Source organism: Variovorax sp. J22G73, from assembly GCF_030317035.1.
In the GTDB taxonomy this organism is placed as follows: domain Bacteria; phylum Pseudomonadota; class Gammaproteobacteria; order Burkholderiales; family Burkholderiaceae_C; genus Variovorax.
In genome coordinates, this window is record NZ_JASZYK010000008.1 from 142,334 (window position 1) to 157,460 (window position 15,127).

General features: G+C 67.8%; 11 protein-coding genes. 7 read left to right on the forward strand and 4 right to left on the reverse strand.

Annotated elements, in window-relative coordinates; translation table 11 throughout:
* Positions 1–42: 42 nt before the first annotated feature.
* The 3 genes from QTI51_RS26020 to QTI51_RS26030 form a co-directional block, all read right to left on the reverse strand.
* A complete protein-coding gene (locus tag QTI51_RS26020) occupies positions 43–2,520 on the reverse strand; it encodes a TonB-dependent siderophore receptor (protein WP_286516608.1) in 2,478 nt (825 codons plus the stop codon).
* Positions 2,521–2,611: 91 nt separating this feature from the next.
* Positions 2,612–3,637 (reverse strand): FecR domain-containing protein, encoded by a 1,026-nt coding sequence (locus QTI51_RS26025; protein WP_286516609.1) that lies wholly within the window; start codon positions 3,635–3,637, stop codon positions 2,612–2,614.
* A 19-nt stretch (positions 3,638–3,656) separates the two neighbouring features.
* Positions 3,657–4,130: a sigma-70 family RNA polymerase sigma factor gene (locus QTI51_RS26030; RefSeq protein ID WP_286516611.1), complete on the reverse strand. Its 474-nt coding sequence runs from the start codon at positions 4,128–4,130 to the stop codon at positions 3,657–3,659.
* A 183-nt stretch (positions 4,131–4,313) separates the two neighbouring features.
* Here QTI51_RS26030 and QTI51_RS26035 point away from each other — a divergent pair, with 183 nt between their 5' ends.
* The 4 genes from QTI51_RS26035 (at position 4,314) to QTI51_RS26050 (ending at position 9,047) form a co-directional block, all read left to right on the forward strand.
* Positions 4,314–4,823 (forward strand): sigma-70 family RNA polymerase sigma factor, encoded by a 510-nt coding sequence (locus tag QTI51_RS26035; RefSeq protein WP_286516612.1) that lies wholly within the window; start codon positions 4,314–4,316, stop codon positions 4,821–4,823.
* 5 nt (positions 4,824–4,828) lie between these two features.
* Positions 4,829–5,815 (forward strand): FecR family protein, encoded by a 987-nt coding sequence (locus tag QTI51_RS26040; RefSeq protein WP_286516614.1) that lies wholly within the window; start codon positions 4,829–4,831, stop codon positions 5,813–5,815.
* A 141-nt stretch (positions 5,816–5,956) separates the two neighbouring features.
* Entirely contained in the window at positions 5,957–8,557 is a 2,601-nt protein-coding gene (locus QTI51_RS26045) for a TonB-dependent siderophore receptor (protein ID WP_286516615.1), read from the forward strand.
* A 55-nt stretch (positions 8,558–8,612) separates the two neighbouring features.
* On the forward strand, positions 8,613–9,047 hold the full coding sequence (locus QTI51_RS26050) for a DUF3806 domain-containing protein (RefSeq protein ID WP_286516616.1): 435 nt from the start codon (positions 8,613–8,615) through the stop codon (positions 9,045–9,047).
* A gap of 32 nt (positions 9,048–9,079) precedes the next feature.
* On the opposite strand, the gene bla is transcribed toward QTI51_RS26050, so the two are convergent.
* The gene (gene bla / locus QTI51_RS26055; RefSeq protein ID WP_286516617.1) at positions 9,080–9,970 is read right to left on the reverse strand and encodes a class A beta-lactamase; all 891 of its coding nucleotides are present in this window, start codon (positions 9,968–9,970) and stop codon (positions 9,080–9,082) included.
* Between the two features lie 340 nt (positions 9,971–10,310).
* Here bla and QTI51_RS26060 point away from each other — a divergent pair, with 340 nt between their 5' ends.
* From QTI51_RS26060 to QTI51_RS26070, 3 genes are read left to right on the forward strand one after another with little or no spacing between them, the layout of a single operon-like run.
* Complete coding sequence (locus tag QTI51_RS26060; protein ID WP_286516618.1) at positions 10,311–12,410, forward strand: LamG-like jellyroll fold domain-containing protein; 2,100 nt, start codon at positions 10,311–10,313, stop codon at positions 12,408–12,410.
* Positions 12,411–12,467: 57 nt separating this feature from the next.
* Positions 12,468–12,656 (forward strand): hypothetical protein, encoded by a 189-nt coding sequence (locus tag QTI51_RS26065; protein WP_116912013.1) that lies wholly within the window; start codon positions 12,468–12,470, stop codon positions 12,654–12,656.
* 41 nt (positions 12,657–12,697) lie between these two features.
* Positions 12,698–14,980 carry a phosphocholine-specific phospholipase C gene (locus QTI51_RS26070; protein ID WP_286516818.1) on the forward strand — a complete coding sequence of 761 codons (2,283 nt, stop codon included), beginning with the start codon at positions 12,698–12,700 and terminating at the stop codon, positions 14,978–14,980.
* Positions 14,981–15,127 lie beyond the last annotated feature (147 nt).

Genomic DNA, 15,127 nt, shown 5'->3' on the forward strand with positions numbered 1-15,127 from the left:
GGTACCTGTTGGCGGGGACGGAGGCCGCCCCCGCGCGCGTCCCTACCAGCGGTACGTGGCTGCGGCGCTGACGTTGCGCGCCTTGCCGTAATAGCAACCAAAGGCGTAGTTGCAGCTGGAGATATAGGTCTTGTCGAACAGGTTCTGGATGTTGACCGAGCCTTCGAGCCCCCGCATGCGGCTGTCGATCTTTCCGAAGTCGTAGCGCAGCGCGGCATCGACGACGGCATAGGCCGGCGTGCGGAAGGTGTTGGCCGAGTCGCCCCACGCGCGCCCGGTCCAGCGCACGCCGCTGCCCACGCTCAGGCCCGCGAACACCTCGTAGTTCAACCAGAGCGTGGCACTCCACGCGAGTTGCGCAGCCGTTCGGTGGCCGATGTCCGACGCGGTGTTCGAGCGCGTGGTGTACGCATCGTTGTAGGCGATGCCGCCCGCCAGGTCGAGCACCTTGTTCAGCCGTGTCTTCACCTCGAACTCGGCGCCTTGCGACTTGACCTCGCCTGTCTGCACCGAGTATCCGGGGTTGGCGGTGTCGGTCGTGGTCACGTTCTGCTGGCGAATGTCGAACACCGAGAAGGTGAACAATGTGTCCGACCCCTCAGGCTGGTGCTTCACGCCCAGCTCGACCTGCCTGCCTGTGGTGGGCTTGAAGGGCGTGCCGTGGAAATCGGTGCCCAGCGTGGGCACGAAGGATTCCGAATAGCTCACATAGGGCGCCCAGCCGTTGCCCGCGAGCCATGTGAGCCCGGCGCGGCCCGTGAAGGCCTTGTCGTCCTGCCGGGTGCGAGTGTTGGCGAGCAAGTCCCTGTTGTCGATGCCGGCCCAGTCCTGGCGACCGCCTACGGTGAACACGAAGTCCTTCCAGCGCATCTGGTCCTGCACGTAGAGCCCGACCTGGTCTACGGTGTTGTTCCAGCGCGTGGTGAGCGCGGGCGCGGCCGTTACCGTGCGGTAGTCGGGCGCGTAGAGGTTGATGGCCGCGGCCGCATAGTCGTTGTAGCCGTCGTACTTGCGCGAGAAGCCGCGGTAGTCGACACCGGCAAGCAGGGTGTGGCGAACGTCGCCGGTCGTGGCCTGTATCTCGACGTTGTTGTCCAGGCTCACCACGCTGTTGTGCTGGCCCCAGTCGAGCTTGGTTCGCGTGGCGCGGCTGTAGTCGGTGACACCGGCTGTGCTCGGAAAAGCACGCAGGTAGAAGCCCTTGTACTGGTCTTCCACATCGATGAGGAGCAGCTTGTGCTGCGTTTTCACCGCGTCGCTGAAGCGGTGTGAAAAGTCGGCCCCCACCACCACCTGCTTGCGCCAGAAGTCGTTGTAGTTGGGGTCGCCGCTGAAGAAGTTGCGGCTGATGCGCTGCCCGAGCGGGCCGGGAAGCAGCGAGCCCACCGACGGCACGGCCTGGTAGTCGCCCACGCCCTTGTCTTCCTGCACCTGGGCGTACAACGTGAGGGACGTGGCTGCGCTGGGCTGCCAGGTCACGCTGGGGGCCAGGAACAGGCGCTTGCTCTTCGTGTAGTCGGCCTGCTGATCGCCGGCGTTCGCCACGGCGAGAAGCCGGTACATCAGTTCGGGCCTGCCTTCGATGGCACCGCCGATGTCGAGCGCGGCGTTCGTGCGGCCGTAGCTGCCAAAGCCCAGTTGCACTTCCTTCACGGCGTCCGCCCTGGGCTTCTTGGTCACCATGTTGACGATGCCGCCTGGCTGGTTCTGGCCGTACAGCACCGACGCGGGCCCCTTGAAGACTTCGACACGCTCCAGGCTGTAGGGCTCGATCTGCGGGGCGCCGCCAAGGCTGCCGGCGTAGGGCAGGTAAGCGCCGTCGAGGTACAACGGCGCGGGAGCGAAGCTGCGCGAGGCCATCTCGTCGGCCAGCATGTAGTTCTCGGTGTAGCCCGAGACCTTCACGCCCGGCGTGTACTTCAACGCCTGCGACACGCTGATGGCACCGCGCGCGCTGATTTCGTCCGCCGTCACCACGTTGATGGTCTGCGGAATCTCCAGGATCGGCGTGTCTGTCTTCGTTCCCGCGGCGCTGCGCTTGGCCACGTAGCCGACAGTGGCACCCGCGTCGAGCGCGGATGCTGCGGTCACGGTGATCGGGTTCAGGGCGTGGACCTCGGGCGTGGGCGGTGCAGCGGGCGCCGCCGCGCCGCCGGCCCTCAACGTGTAGCTCCCGCCGGCTTGCTGCACCGCTTCCAGGCCGGTGCCCGAGAGCAGGCGCGCAAGCGCTTCGCGCGGCGCAAAGCTGCCTTGCAGGCCGGGGCTGCTCTTGCCGGCAGTCAGCCTGGAATCGACCACGATGAACACGCCGGACGCAGCGACGAAGCCTGTCAGGGATGTGCCCAGCGGGCCGGACGGAATGGCGTAGGTGGTCACAGCGGCGTTGCCCGTGCCTTGGGCGAAGACGGACGCGGCGGGAAGCGCCATGCAGGCCAGGTGCACGGCCAGTACGAGAGGACGCAGGGTAGGCGTCAGGAATGAAGGTTGCACGGTCGACTTTTCCTCGATGAGTTGTTTCATCAAGGAGTCCGGTCGAAACGCGAGAAGGGGAACCGAAACGCGAAAAATTTTTTGAATCAACAAGTTGGCGCGGCGGGGAAACACAACACCGCTAGCGCGGCTCCACGCTCACCCACCAAGGCAGCGCGGCGCTGATACGCACAGGCAGCGCACCGGCCAGCATCTGCAGCGCGCGGTCGGTGTCCAGCAAAGGAAAGCCGCCCGTCACGCGCAACGCACCCACGTCTGCCGAGCAGGCGAGCCGGCCGCGGCGGTACCGTGCAAGCTCGGCGACCACCGCGTCGAGCCGCATGCCGTCTGCCAGCAGCACGCCACGCGTCCAGGCTTCGCGCGCCGGGTCGACCGGCACGGGGACGCCGCTTGCGTCGCTGGTCAATGCAACCTGCATGCCCGCAGGCACGACCTGGTCTGCGCCGCCGGCCGACCGTGCAAGCCTTGCACTGACGCGACCTTCGAAAACGCAGAGCAAGGTCTGCGCACCGTCGTCCTGCAGTCGCACCGAAAAACGGGTGCCCAGCGGCTGCAAGCGAGCATGCGGCGTCTGCACGGCAAGGGGCCTGGCGCCGACGCCGTGGCCTGTTTCGACGAGCACCTCGCCATGCAGCAGTCGCAGCAGCTTCGCGCCCGGCAGCGCGGCGTCATCGACGAGATCGACGGCGGTGGCGCTGGCCAGCCACAGCGCGCCGCCACCGGCCAGATCGATGCGGCGCGTTTCCCCGGTTGCGGTGCGGTGGTCGGCGCCCAGCGCGCTGAGCCACCGACGTGTGGCCTGCTGCTGCACGGCGGTGGTGGCCAATGCACCGCCGGCGCCTGCCAGCACGAGCATGCGCAGCACCTGGCGACGCCGGCGCACCTGCTCGGCGGCAACCTTCAGCGCCGCGCCGGCGAGCGCGCGTTGCCCGTCGGGCAGCTCGCGGGGCGCGGCGAAATCCGCGTCCACGGCCTCCACACGCGCCCAGGCACGTTGGTGGTCGCGCGAGGCCGCGAGCCAGTCGCGCCAACGGTGTTGGTCGGAAACTGATACAGGCGGCATGCTGAGCGCGGCGAACCATTCGGCGGCCTCGCGCAATGCGCGGTGGTCGATGGGTGCGTCTTCACCGGTCATCGCGCCGTTCATGGATGCTGCCTTCGCGGCTTCATTCGGAGATGCAATGCAGCATCGCCTGTGCGACGTACTTCTTGACCATGCGCTCCGACACGCCCAGCTGGGCACCGATCTGCGCACAGCTCAGGCCGTCGACCCGCGCCATCAGGAAAGCCTGGCGTGGACGCGCCGCCAATTGGTCGAGACGCGCGCTGATGCGGAACAGCGCATCCATGATCAGCGCGCAATCTTCCGGTGACGGCGCGAGCGGTTCGGGCTGGGCCGCCAGTGTTTCGAGCCAGGCGCGCTCGATGGCCTGCCTGCGCCAATGGTCGACCACCAAGCCTCTGGCGATGGTGCTCAGGTAGGCGCGCGGCGAGCGTGCGGCGTCGATCAGCCTGGGCCGCGCGAGCAGGCGCACGAACGTGTCGTGCGCCAGGTCGGCGGAATGCGCAGCTGCATCGCCAAGCTGCCGCCGCAGCCAGCCTTGGAGCCATGCGTGATGGCTGACGTAGAGCGTCTCCACGGCGGAACGGGTCGAAGAGAGCGACGTCAGGACGGACACAAGAGCTCGCAAACGAGAATGATTCTCCATTGTATGCGGCGCATGTTCATCCGCCTGCCGCGCTCTGCCTCCAGGTAGTGCAGCAGTCCGGGCGCCGGCATCGCATAAGATGAGAACTCTTCTCATTTGCGCCAGATCCAGTTCATGCCCTCGCCGTTTGCCGATCCCGTGCACGTTCTTTATGTAGACCACCATGCATGGCTCCAAGGCTGGCTGCGGCGCAAGCTGGGCGACACGCACCAAGCGGCCGACCTGGCGCACGACACCTTCGAGCGGGTGATCACGGGGCGGCAGGCTTCGGCGCTGCAGGAGCCTCGGGCGTACCTCACCACGCTGGCGCAACGCGTGCTCTACAACTTCTGGCGCCGGCGTGAACTGGAGAAGGCCTGGATCGACGCCCTCGCCACGCTGCCCGAAGGCTTGGCCCCTTCGCCCGAGGACTACTGCTTGGTGCGCGAGGCCATAGAAGCCATCGACCTTCGGCTCAACGGCATGCCGCCGAAGGCGCGGCAGGCCTTTCTCCTGCGCCGGGTCGACGGCATGAAGCATGCGGAAATCGCCGCGGCCATGGGCGTGTCGGAGCCGACCGCCGAGCGCTACTTCAAGCAGGCGCTGGTGCACCTGTGCAGCCGCCCCCTCCCCGACGAGGCCTGAGCACCATGGACGGTGCAATGGAGCAAGCCATCGACTGGATGGTGAAGCTGGATTCCGACAGGGCGACCGACAAGGACCGCCAGCTCTTTTCCTCGTGGCTGGCGCAGGAGCCAGCACACGAGCGCGCCTGGGCGGTGGTGCAGGGCCATGTCAACGGCCTGAACCCCGCGATCGACCGGCTGCGCGACGCCGGCATGGCGGCGAAGGCCGGGGTGCAGGCGCTGGCGGCGCCCGTGCCCTCGGCATCGCGCCGCAGGGCGCTTCAAGGCGGCGTCGCGGCCTTGCTGGTGAGCGCCACCGCCGGCTGGCTCGTATCCCGGCAGGTGCCTTTGCGCAGCCTTGTTGCCGACCTGCGCACCGGTACAGGCGAGCGTCGTCGCGAACGCCTGGCCGACGGCAGCGAGATCACGCTGGACGCCCGTTCGGCCGCCGACATTCTTTACGGTGACAGTCACCGGCTGGTATGGCTGCGCCAAGGCGCGCTGATTGCGGACGTTGCCGCATCGGCCGACCGAAGCGGGGCGCCCCGGCCCTTCGTGGTCCGCTGCGCCGAGGGCATGGTCGAAGCATTGGGAACCCGCTTCATGGTGCGCCAGGAGAGCGGGCGCACGCTGGTGCATGTCATGGCGCACAGCGTTCGGCTCACCACCCTTTCAGGCACCCAGCGCATCTTGCAGGAAGGCGATACAGCGTATGTCGGCAACACCGACATCACGCCCGCCGACGCGTCCCTCATGGCGCCCGCCGCCTGGGGCGAAGGGCTGGTCCAGGTGCGCGATCAACCATTGGGCGCCGTCGTCGACGCGCTGCGCCCTTACACGGCCGGGCTGATCCGCGTGAGCCCGGGGGCTGCGCGACTCAGGGTCTTCGGCGTGTTCCCCCTGGACCGCCCCGAGCAGGTCCTGCAGGACCTGGTCGACACCCAGCCGGTCTCCGTGACGCACTGGAGCCCGTGGCTCACACTGGTCGATCTGCGCGCACCCGCGTCCTAGCCAGCGCGTCATGTGATCCGCGTGCCCGCACCGAAGAAGCATCCGTTTTTCTTCGACGAACCTGATGCTTTTTTCGGCCTCGTTGCTCAAGTGGAGTGAAGCACCCGCTTTTTCCATTGCAACCAGGACCTTGTACCGACCATGGCTCTCGCACGCCGGCGCGCCTTCGCGCCCCTTTCGACTTTCTCGCTCAAAGCTCCCCCCGCCGCGCTCGTGCCCGTCGCCGCGGCGCTGGCCCTTCTGCTGACCGGCGCACCGGCCTCGCACGCGCAGGCTGTTCCTACCGCGGCCGGCACCGCGCTCATCACCTGGGACCTGCCCGGCGGCGACCTGGGCGATACCCTGTCGCGCATCGCGAGACAGGGGCAGCGCTCTCTTGTCGCGGACCCCGCGCTGCTGCAGGGCAAGCGCGCGCCCGCCGTGCGCGGCGCCTTGAGCGTCGAAGACGCCGCCCAGGGCGCGCTGCAAGGCAGCGGCCTGAGCCTGGCGCGAACGGCCGCCGGATCGCTCACCGTGGTGAAGAGCGTGGCATCGCCTGCCGCCGACAACCACTCCACCAGCGAAGGCGAATACTCCCTGCGCGAAGTGCGCGTTACCGGCAAGCGCGACGGCGAGACCGAGGGCACCGGCTCCTACACCAGCGACGCCATCACCATCGGCAAGACCGCCCAGGCCTTGCGCGAGCATCCGCAGTCGGTGTCGGTGTTCACCAGGCAGCGCCTGGAAGACCAGAACATCACCGACCTGAGCAAGGCCGCCGAGCAGATCGTCGGCATCACCGTGCAAGACACCAACTCGCGCTCGCAAGAAATCTTTTCGCGCGGCTTCGCCATCGACAGCATCCAGCTCGACGGCGGCGCGCCCATGTCTTCCTCGTACGACAACTACGCAGAGATGGTGTTCGACATGAGCGAGTTCGACCGCGTCGAAGTGCTGCGCGGCGCCGCAGGCCTGCTGAACGGCACCGGAAACCCTGGTGGTGCCGTGAACCTGGTGCGCAAGATGCCCACGGCGACGCCGCAATTCAACTTCACGGCCAGCGCCGGGCGCTGGAACAACCACCGCTCCGAGGTCGACGTGTCGGGTCCGCTCGCCTTCGACGGAAAGCTGCGCGGTCGCGCCGTGCTCGCCTACGAGAACCGCAACTACTTCACCGACTACCGCGCCACCGAGAAGCCCACCTTCTACGGCGTGCTCGAAGCCGACCTCGGCCCCTCCGCCGTGCTGGCGCTGGGCGCGCGCGAACAACACGCCAAGGAAAACGGCAGAAGCATCGGCCTGCCGCGCTACAGCAACGGTGCCGACCTGAACCTGCCGCGCAACTCGGGCTTCACCACGCCCTGGGCCTACTCGGACCACACCTCGAAGGAGCTGTTCGCCAAGCTCACCTGGCGCCTCGCCGACCGCTGGACGCTGCGGGCCAACGCCACGCACACCCAGGACGACGGCGACATCGTGGGCGGCTTCGTCTCCGGGGCGGTCAACCCGCAGACGTTGCAAGGGCCGCGCTGGCGTGGCTCGGACGTTTCCATCGCCAACAAGCAGACGCTGGTCGACGTGAACCTGAGCGGCGCCTTCGATCTGTTCGGCCGCACGCACGAAGTGCTCGTGGGCGCGGACATGCAGGACATCAAGAGCACCTGGAACAGCTACAACACCGACATGGGCAGCGGCGTGCAGCTCGCCAATGTGTTCGACATCGCGAGCACGCCGTGGGTGCCCAACCGCCTGCGGCGCGGCGAACTCTTTCGCAGCTACAGCCCCAACGACACCCGGCAGTACGGCGCCTACGGAACGCTGCGGCTCGAAGTGGCCGACCACACGAGGCTCATCGTTGGCGCGCGGGCGAACAAATACAAATACAACCAGGTCTACGGCACGCTGCTGGACGCCAACTGGAGCATGACCGACACCTGGCACATCGCCGCCGCCACACAGTACAGCGAGCCCACCAAGGTGGTGCCGTTCGGCGGCATCGTGTACGACATCAACAACGCATGGACGGCCTACGCGAGCTACGCGGAAATCTTCAAGCCCCAGGCCAACTACAAGACCGGCCCGGCACCCGGCACCGGGCTCGCCCCGATGCACGGCAGCACCGCAGAGCTGGGCGTGAAGGGCGAGCTGCTCGGCGGCAGGCTCAACACCTCCTTGGCGCTCTACCGCACCGAGCAGAACGACCGCGCCGTGCTCGACACCCGCTACCCGACCGAAGACATCCTGTACGCCGGCACCTGCTGCTACCTGTCGGCCGGCAAGGTGGTGAGCCAGGGCGTCGACATGGAGGTCAACGGTGAAATTGCGCGCGGAGTGAACGTGTACGCCGGCTACACCTACAACCAGAACCGCAACAAGACCGAGAACGCCGTGTTCAGCACCATCACGCCGAAGCACTCGCTGAAGTTCTTCGGCACCTGGCAACTGCCGGGTGCGGCCTCGGCCTGGAAGCTGGGCGGCGGCGCCACCGTCAACAGCAAGCAGTACGTGTCCGGCACGGCGGCCAGCTGGAACGCTGCGCGGCAGAACTGGAGCGGTGCCTCGGTGCCGTTCGCATACACCCAGGGCGGCTACGCCGTGTGGAATCTCATAAGCGAGTACCGCATCGACCCGCACTGGACGCTCACGTTCAATCTGAACAACGTGCTCGACAAAAAATACTATCGCACCGTGGGCAGCTCGGTCTCGGGCAACTACTACGGCGAGCCACGCAACTGGATGGTGACGCTGCGCGGCAAGTTCTGACGCGACGGCGTTCGACGTCGTTTCCACGCTGGCGGGACGACAGAGAATCGACGCCATGGATCAGAAAATTGAGAAGCCCACCACCGACGACCTGCGCGACATCGCCGTGCAACTGCTGCACGCCTCCGAGCTCGTGGCCGAGGCCACCGGCGAGCCGCTGCGCAGCGACGAGTCGGACCTGCCCCGACTGCAGCGCATCGTCGACTCCAGGCTGGTCGAGCCGGAGGCCACCTACTCGCTGCAGGCGCTCGGGCTGGCCTTCGGCAAGGTGTTCATGCGCATTCGCCCTGATTTCGACTGGTGGATGGTCGAAGACGAGTTCGGCCGCGACCCGGCCATCCGCTATAAGGAAACGACGCTGCTGATGTTTCCGAAAACCATGCTCTCCAAGCGCATCGAGGACGGCGAGCAGGTCGACGTCGCGGAGATCTACGAGGGGCTGGTGGAGATGGTGCGTGAGGTCGTTGCGGAGCACTACCGCAACGCGTAAGCCCCAAGACCCGCGACCCGAACCCCGGCACCCTACCCCGCCAACGCCCCCACCGCGATGCGCGTGGCCGCGGCCACCACGTCGTTGCGCGTCTTCGCATCCTTCTGCGCAAACGTCAGGTACACCGACAGCACCAGCGGCTCCCCCGCCTGCGGCCACAGCACGCCCACGTCGTTGTTGCTGCCGTAGGAGCCCGCGCCGGTCTTGTCGGCCACCTTCCAGCCCGCGGGCACGCCGGCCACGAAGCGGTCCGCGCTGGTGGTGTTGCCCAGCAGCCAGGTCTTGAGCTGCTCGCGCTGGCCCGCGCCCAGCGCGTCGCCCAGCACCAGCCGCTGCACGCTGTCGGACATGGCTGCGGGCGTGGTGGTGTCGCGCAGGTCACCGGGAATGCTCGTGTTCAGCTCGGGCTCGGTGCGGTCGAGGCGAAAGGCCTGGTCGCCGATGCGGCGCGCGAACGCCGTCACCTCGGCCGGGCCGCCCACCAGCTTCAACAGCACGTTCGCGGCGGCGTTGTCGCTGTACTGGATGGTGGCCGCGCACAGCTCGGCCACGCTCATGCCCGTGGCCACGTGCTTCTCGGTGACGGGTGAATTCGCGATCAAGTCGGCCTTGCCGTAGCGCATGGGGCGCTGCAGCAGGCTGGCGTCTTGCGCGCTGCGCTCGAGCACGCTCGCGGCCAGCATCAGCTTGAAGGTGCTGCACAGCGGAAAGCGCTCGTGCGCGCGGTGCTGAACGCGCACGCCGCTCCGGGTGTGGAAACCCACCACGCCGAGCCGGCCACCGCAGGAACGTTCGAGCTCGGCGAGTTGCGCTTCGGCGGAAGACTGCGCGCCGCTGCGCGACCACGCGGTGCACGCGCTGGCAAGCGGCAACGCGGATGCGGCAAGCAACAGGGTGCGGCGCTGGACGATGGAGTTGGTCATGGCTTCGTTCTTTCTTTCTGCAAGTGGATGTTCAGGGATGCGATGAAAGGCATCGTAGGAGCGCGCGCCGCGCTCATCCAGCAACCCGCGCGTGCTCGGCGTCCCGGCTGTATCCGCTGTAACGGCGCCTGGGCACCGAACGCGGCAACCCCTCTTTTCGCAGAAGCCGGCATTCGCCGTTCTTGTCAAACCGCTGTCACCTGAAGAACGCAACATCTGCGGCATTCGGAGCATTTGTGTGTTTTGTTGCAAATACATTTCCTTGCACAAACACATGCCGATGCCACGTTCCGCACGGCGCCGCCGCGCGGGGCGCCCTTGGTTTCTTCAGGAAAAAAACATGATCAGAGGAATGACCGCGCGCAGCGGCCTGGCGGGGGGAAGCTTGTGCATGGCGCTGCTGCTTGCAGCGTGTGGTGGCGGCGGTGGCGGCAACGGCATCGGCCTGCTGCCCATCACCCCGCCCACCTCGGGCGGAGGCGACAACGGCGGCAACCCGCCCGCACCCACCGTCAACCAGGGCAAGAGCGGCCCGAAGGCATTGATCGTCGAAGTCGACGGCCTCACCCATGCCGCGCTTCGCGATGCCATCGCGCAGAAGAAGGCACCGGCGCTGCAGTCGCTGCAGCTCGCTCCCGCCTGGACCGGCGGCGCCAACGGCACGCTCACCGAGCAGCGCCTCGCCGACGGCCCCGGCTGGGCCACGCTGGTGACCGGCACCTGGGCGCAGCGACACGGCGTGCGCTCCGACGCTGCCGGCCAGCGCATCGACGTCAAGCTCGCACCGTCCATCTTCGCAATGGCCAAGCAGAAGACGGCGGCGGGCTACACGACCGGTGTCATTACCGCCAACCCGGTGTACGCCCCGCTGCTGGCCAACGAGCCGGGCAGCGTGGACACCGCTTTCGATTGCGCAGGCGCCGACAGCTGCGTGACCGAGCACGCCGCGCAGCGCATCGACGCAGGCGACGACCTGCTCGTGGCGCAATACGGCGCGCCGGCCGCAGCAGCAGGCGCCGGTCTTGCCAGCGACGCCTACCGCCGCGCGGTGGCAGACACCGCCACCGCCATCGGCCAGTTGCTTGCGCACGTCGCGCAGCGCACCGCCAACGACGCCAAGGAAGACTGGCTGGTGATCCTCACCACGGGCCATGGCCTCGACGGCTTCGGCACCGCCACCGGGCTGCAGTCGATCGACAACAAGACCGTGTTCATCGCGAGCAACAAGACGCTCGCCAGCCTGCCCGGCACGGGCGCTGCCGCCCCCACCGACACCACGCTGCTGCAGCTCGCCGCCGCGACCGACATCGCACCGACCGTGCTGCGCCACCTGGGCGTGACGCCCGCGGCGGCCGACTACACCTGGAGCGGCATCGCCCTGCAAGGCGCCACGAGCATCCGCGAATTCACCGCGAAGGCCGGCGCCGACAAGGACAACGTCGAACTCGCCTGGAAGCTCGCCGGCAACGCCAGCGTGCCCGTGCAGGTGCTGCGCGACGGCAAGCTGGTGGCCACGCTGGCGGCGGGCAGCACCTCGTATGCCGACTACATCGACGCAGCCACCGACGGCAGCTACAGCTACCGCTACACGCTGACGGCCGGCGACACCATCGTCGCGCTGGACATGCAGATCGCCTACGTGAAGCCGGTGCCGCTGGCGCCCACGCTGGTCAACGGCCTGGTGAGCTACTACCCTCTCGACGCACTGCCGGGCGTGGACAGCAAGGCCGGCGCCTCCACCCTCGCGCCCTGGGCCGCCGATGCGGATGGCGGCTCGCTGGTGACCGACGACGGCATGCGGATGCGCGATCGCGCCAAGGCACTGCGAGTGAACAGCAAGGTGATCAACGCGAGCGGCATGGCCGGCTACCGCCTGAAGCAGGCCACCGACGTGACCACCGACGCAGGCACCACCGCCTTCACCATCGGCTTCTGGATGCGCACCGACGCTTCGTGCAGCCAGGGCGTGAGCAACGGCGGCTCCGTCATCGCCAACAAGAACTACGACACCGGCGTCAACGAAGGCATTGCCATCGGCCTGTTCGGCAGCTGCGAGCTGCGCTTCAACACCGGCACCGGAAGTGTCCGCGGCGAAATCGCAGGCGCGCACTACCTGAGCGCCGGCCAGTGGGCCTACGTGGCCATGGTGATCGACAAGGCGGCGCTCACCATGAACGGCTACGCCGTCGACCCGGTGCGCGGCGTGCAGACCGGGAGCAAGGCGCTCACGCCCGAGCTCATCGCCAAGCTCGGCGGCCTGAAGAACGGCATCGGGCTGAACGAAGACGGCACCGGCCTCTACTACAAGCGCCAGGCCTCCTCGCCGCGCGGCGCCATGGACTTCAACGAGTTCGCCATCTGGAACCGCGCGCTCACCAAGGACGAGATCTCCAGCATCTACAAGGCGGCCCGCCCGCTGTCGACGCTGCTCGTCCCCTGAACGCTTCCCCGTCTTGCCCCCCTGCTCCACAAACACTGCACAACAAAGGATAGACCCATGAAATCTGCATCCCTGAGCGCGCGCCTGCTGGCCGCGCTGATCGTGGCCAGCGCGCTTTCCGCCTGCGGCGGCGGCAGCGGTGGCGGTGGTGGCGTCGTCGGTGGCCTGCCCACCACGCCGACGACACCCACCACCCCGCAACAGCCCGACACCGGCACCGCGCCCGTGAAGAGCTGCGCGCCCTGAAGCCCCACGGAATCAATGACATGAACGACAAGACCAAGCCAATGAATTCGCGCCGCAAGTTCCTCACCGGCACCGCAACCACCGGCGCCGCCGCCCTCGCGCTCTCGGCCTTTCCGCCCAGCATCCGCCGCGCGCTGGCCCTGCCGGCCAACAACGAGACCGGCACCATCATGGACGTCAAGCACGTCGTGATCCTGATGCAGGAGAACCGCTCGTTCGACCACTACTTCGGCGCGATGATGGGCGTGCGCGGCTTCGGCGACCGCTTCACCATTCCGCTGCCCGGCGGCCTCAACGTGTGGCAGCAAAGCGATGCCAACGGCAAGCCCGTGCTGCCCTACCACCTTGACCAGAGCAAGGGCAACGCCCAGCGCGCGAGCGGCACGCCGCACAGCTGGGGCGACGCGCAAAACGCCTGGGACGGCGGGCGCATGTACCAATGGCCGCGCTACAAGACCAACGCGGCCATGGGCTACTTCCAGGAGGCCGAGCTGCCCTTCCAGTACGCGCTGGCCAACGCCTTCACGGTGTGCGACAGCTACCACTGCGGCATGCACACCGGCACCAACTCCAACCGCCTGTTCCACTGGAGCGGCACCAACGGCCCCTCGGGCCAGACGGCCACCGGCCTGGCCGGCGTCGCCTCCATCGACAACACCTGGGAGAACCTGCGCGAACCGTGGGACCCGACCGACAACCCCAACGTCGACTCCACCCAGTACGGCTGCAACTGGAAGACCTACCCCGAACGCCTGGAAGACGCCAAGGTCAGCTGGATCGTCTACCAGAACCTGCCCGACAACTACACCGACAACCCGCTGCACGGCTTCAAGCAGTTCCGCGTGGCGAACAAGCTCTCGGGCAAGAACGATGGGCGCTACGACGGCGATGCCAGCCCGCCCGCCGGCGTGAGCGTGCCGGCCTACGACCCCGCCACCGACGACGCGGGCAACCCGCTGTACAAGGGCGTGGCCAACACCATGCCCGACGGCGGCTTCCTGGGCACCTTCAAGCAGGACGTGCTCAACGGCAAGCTGCGCAATGTGTCGTGGATCGTCGCGCCCGCCGCGTTTTCCGAACACCCCGGGCCGTCGAGCCCCGTGCAGGGCGGCTGGTACATCCAGGAAGTGCTCAATGCGCTGACCGCCTCGCCCGAGGTGTGGAGCAAGACCGTGCTCATCGTCAACTTCGACGAGAACGACGGCTTCTTCGATCACATGCCTTCGCCGTCGGCCCCCTCGCTCATCAACCCCACCGACCCGAAGAGCGCCGCGGCAGGCAAGACCACGCTGTCGGACGCCGACGTGGCCTTCGAGCGCCACAACTACCCGCTGGTCGGCAGCACCACGCCGCCTGCGGACGGCCGCGTGTACGGCCCCGGCCCGCGCGTGCCGATGTACGTCATCTCGCCGTGGAGCCGTGGCGGCTGGGTCAACTCGCAGGTGTTCGACCACACCTCGGTGCTGCGCTTCCTGGAAGCACGCTTCGGAGTCAAAGAGCTGAACATCTCGCCGTTCCGCCGTGCGGTGGCCGGTGACCTGACGAGCGCTTTCAACTTCGCCACCCCCAACAACGAAGTGCTGCCCACGCTCGCGGGCACCCGCACCAAGGACGAGGCGACGAACCTGCGTGTCGCCCAGCAGGCGCTCCCCGCCATCGTGCCGCCCACCAACGCCACGCTGCCCAAGCAGGCCACCGGCACGCGCCCCTCGCGCGCCCTGCCCTACGAGCTGCACGTGAGCGGGCGCGCCGACGCCGCCAACGGCGCCATGCGCCTCATCTTCTCCAACACCGGCAAGGTCGGCGCCGTGTTCCACGTGTACGACAAGCTGCACCTCGACCAGCTGCCGCGCCGCTACATGGTCGAGCCCGGCAAGATGCTCGACGACGTGTGGAGCGGCACGGCCGACGCCGCCGGCAACTCGTACGACCTGTGGGTGCTCGGCCCCAACGGCTTCCACCGCCACTTCAAGGGCAACCTCGACACCCTGCGTGCCGGCGGCGCGGCCAACGCCGAAGTGCGCGTGTGCTACGACGTGGCCAACGGCAACGTGTACCTGGAGATGCTCAACGGCGGCACCGGCGCCAGCACCTGCAACTTCACCGTGCGCGCCAAGGCCTACCGCAACGACGGCCCGTGGGGTGCCACCGTGGCCGGCGGCGCCAAGGCCGAGCAGCTGTGGACGCTGGAAGGCAGCGGCCACTGGTACGACTTTGCCGTCACCTGCGACGCCGACCCGACCTTCTACCGCCGCTTTGCCGGCCGCGTGGAAAACGGCAAGCACTCGGTGAGCGACCCGGCCATGGGGCGCGCGGACCTCTGAGCACAAAACCGGTGGGGACGGGCGGCTACAGGCGACCGAGCCGCCGCGCCCACCGGCACAATGGCACCGCTCGCGTGCCAGCTTGCATCTGCAAACCGGGGCGGCCGTCGCACAGACGCCGCCTTTCTTTCTTTGTCAAACGCCGGT

Excerpts from the sequence above, each read along its gene's own strand:
- QTI51_RS26045 (WP_286516615.1), top strand. The coding sequence starts at position 5,957 with ATGGCTCTCGCACGCCGGCGCGCCTTCGCGCCCCTTTCGACTTTCTCG.
- QTI51_RS26065 (WP_116912013.1), top strand. The coding sequence starts at position 12,468 with ATGAAATCTGCATCCCTGAGCGCGCGCCTGCTGGCCGCGCTGATCGTG.
- QTI51_RS26040 (WP_286516614.1), top strand. The coding sequence starts at position 4,829 with ATGGACGGTGCAATGGAGCAAGCCATCGACTGGATGGTGAAGCTGGAT.
- QTI51_RS26025 (WP_286516609.1), bottom strand. The coding sequence starts at position 3,637 with ATGAACGGCGCGATGACCGGTGAAGACGCACCCATCGACCACCGCGCA.
- QTI51_RS26035 (WP_286516612.1), top strand. The coding sequence starts at position 4,314 with ATGCCCTCGCCGTTTGCCGATCCCGTGCACGTTCTTTATGTAGACCAC.
- QTI51_RS26050 (WP_286516616.1), top strand. The coding sequence starts at position 8,613 with ATGGATCAGAAAATTGAGAAGCCCACCACCGACGACCTGCGCGACATC.
- QTI51_RS26020 (WP_286516608.1), bottom strand. The coding sequence starts at position 2,520 with ATGAAACAACTCATCGAGGAAAAGTCGACCGTGCAACCTTCATTCCTG.
- QTI51_RS26070 (WP_286516818.1), top strand. The coding sequence starts at position 12,698 with ATGAATTCGCGCCGCAAGTTCCTCACCGGCACCGCAACCACCGGCGCC.
- bla (WP_286516617.1), bottom strand. The coding sequence starts at position 9,970 with ATGACCAACTCCATCGTCCAGCGCCGCACCCTGTTGCTTGCCGCATCC.
- QTI51_RS26060 (WP_286516618.1), top strand. The coding sequence starts at position 10,311 with ATGATCAGAGGAATGACCGCGCGCAGCGGCCTGGCGGGGGGAAGCTTG.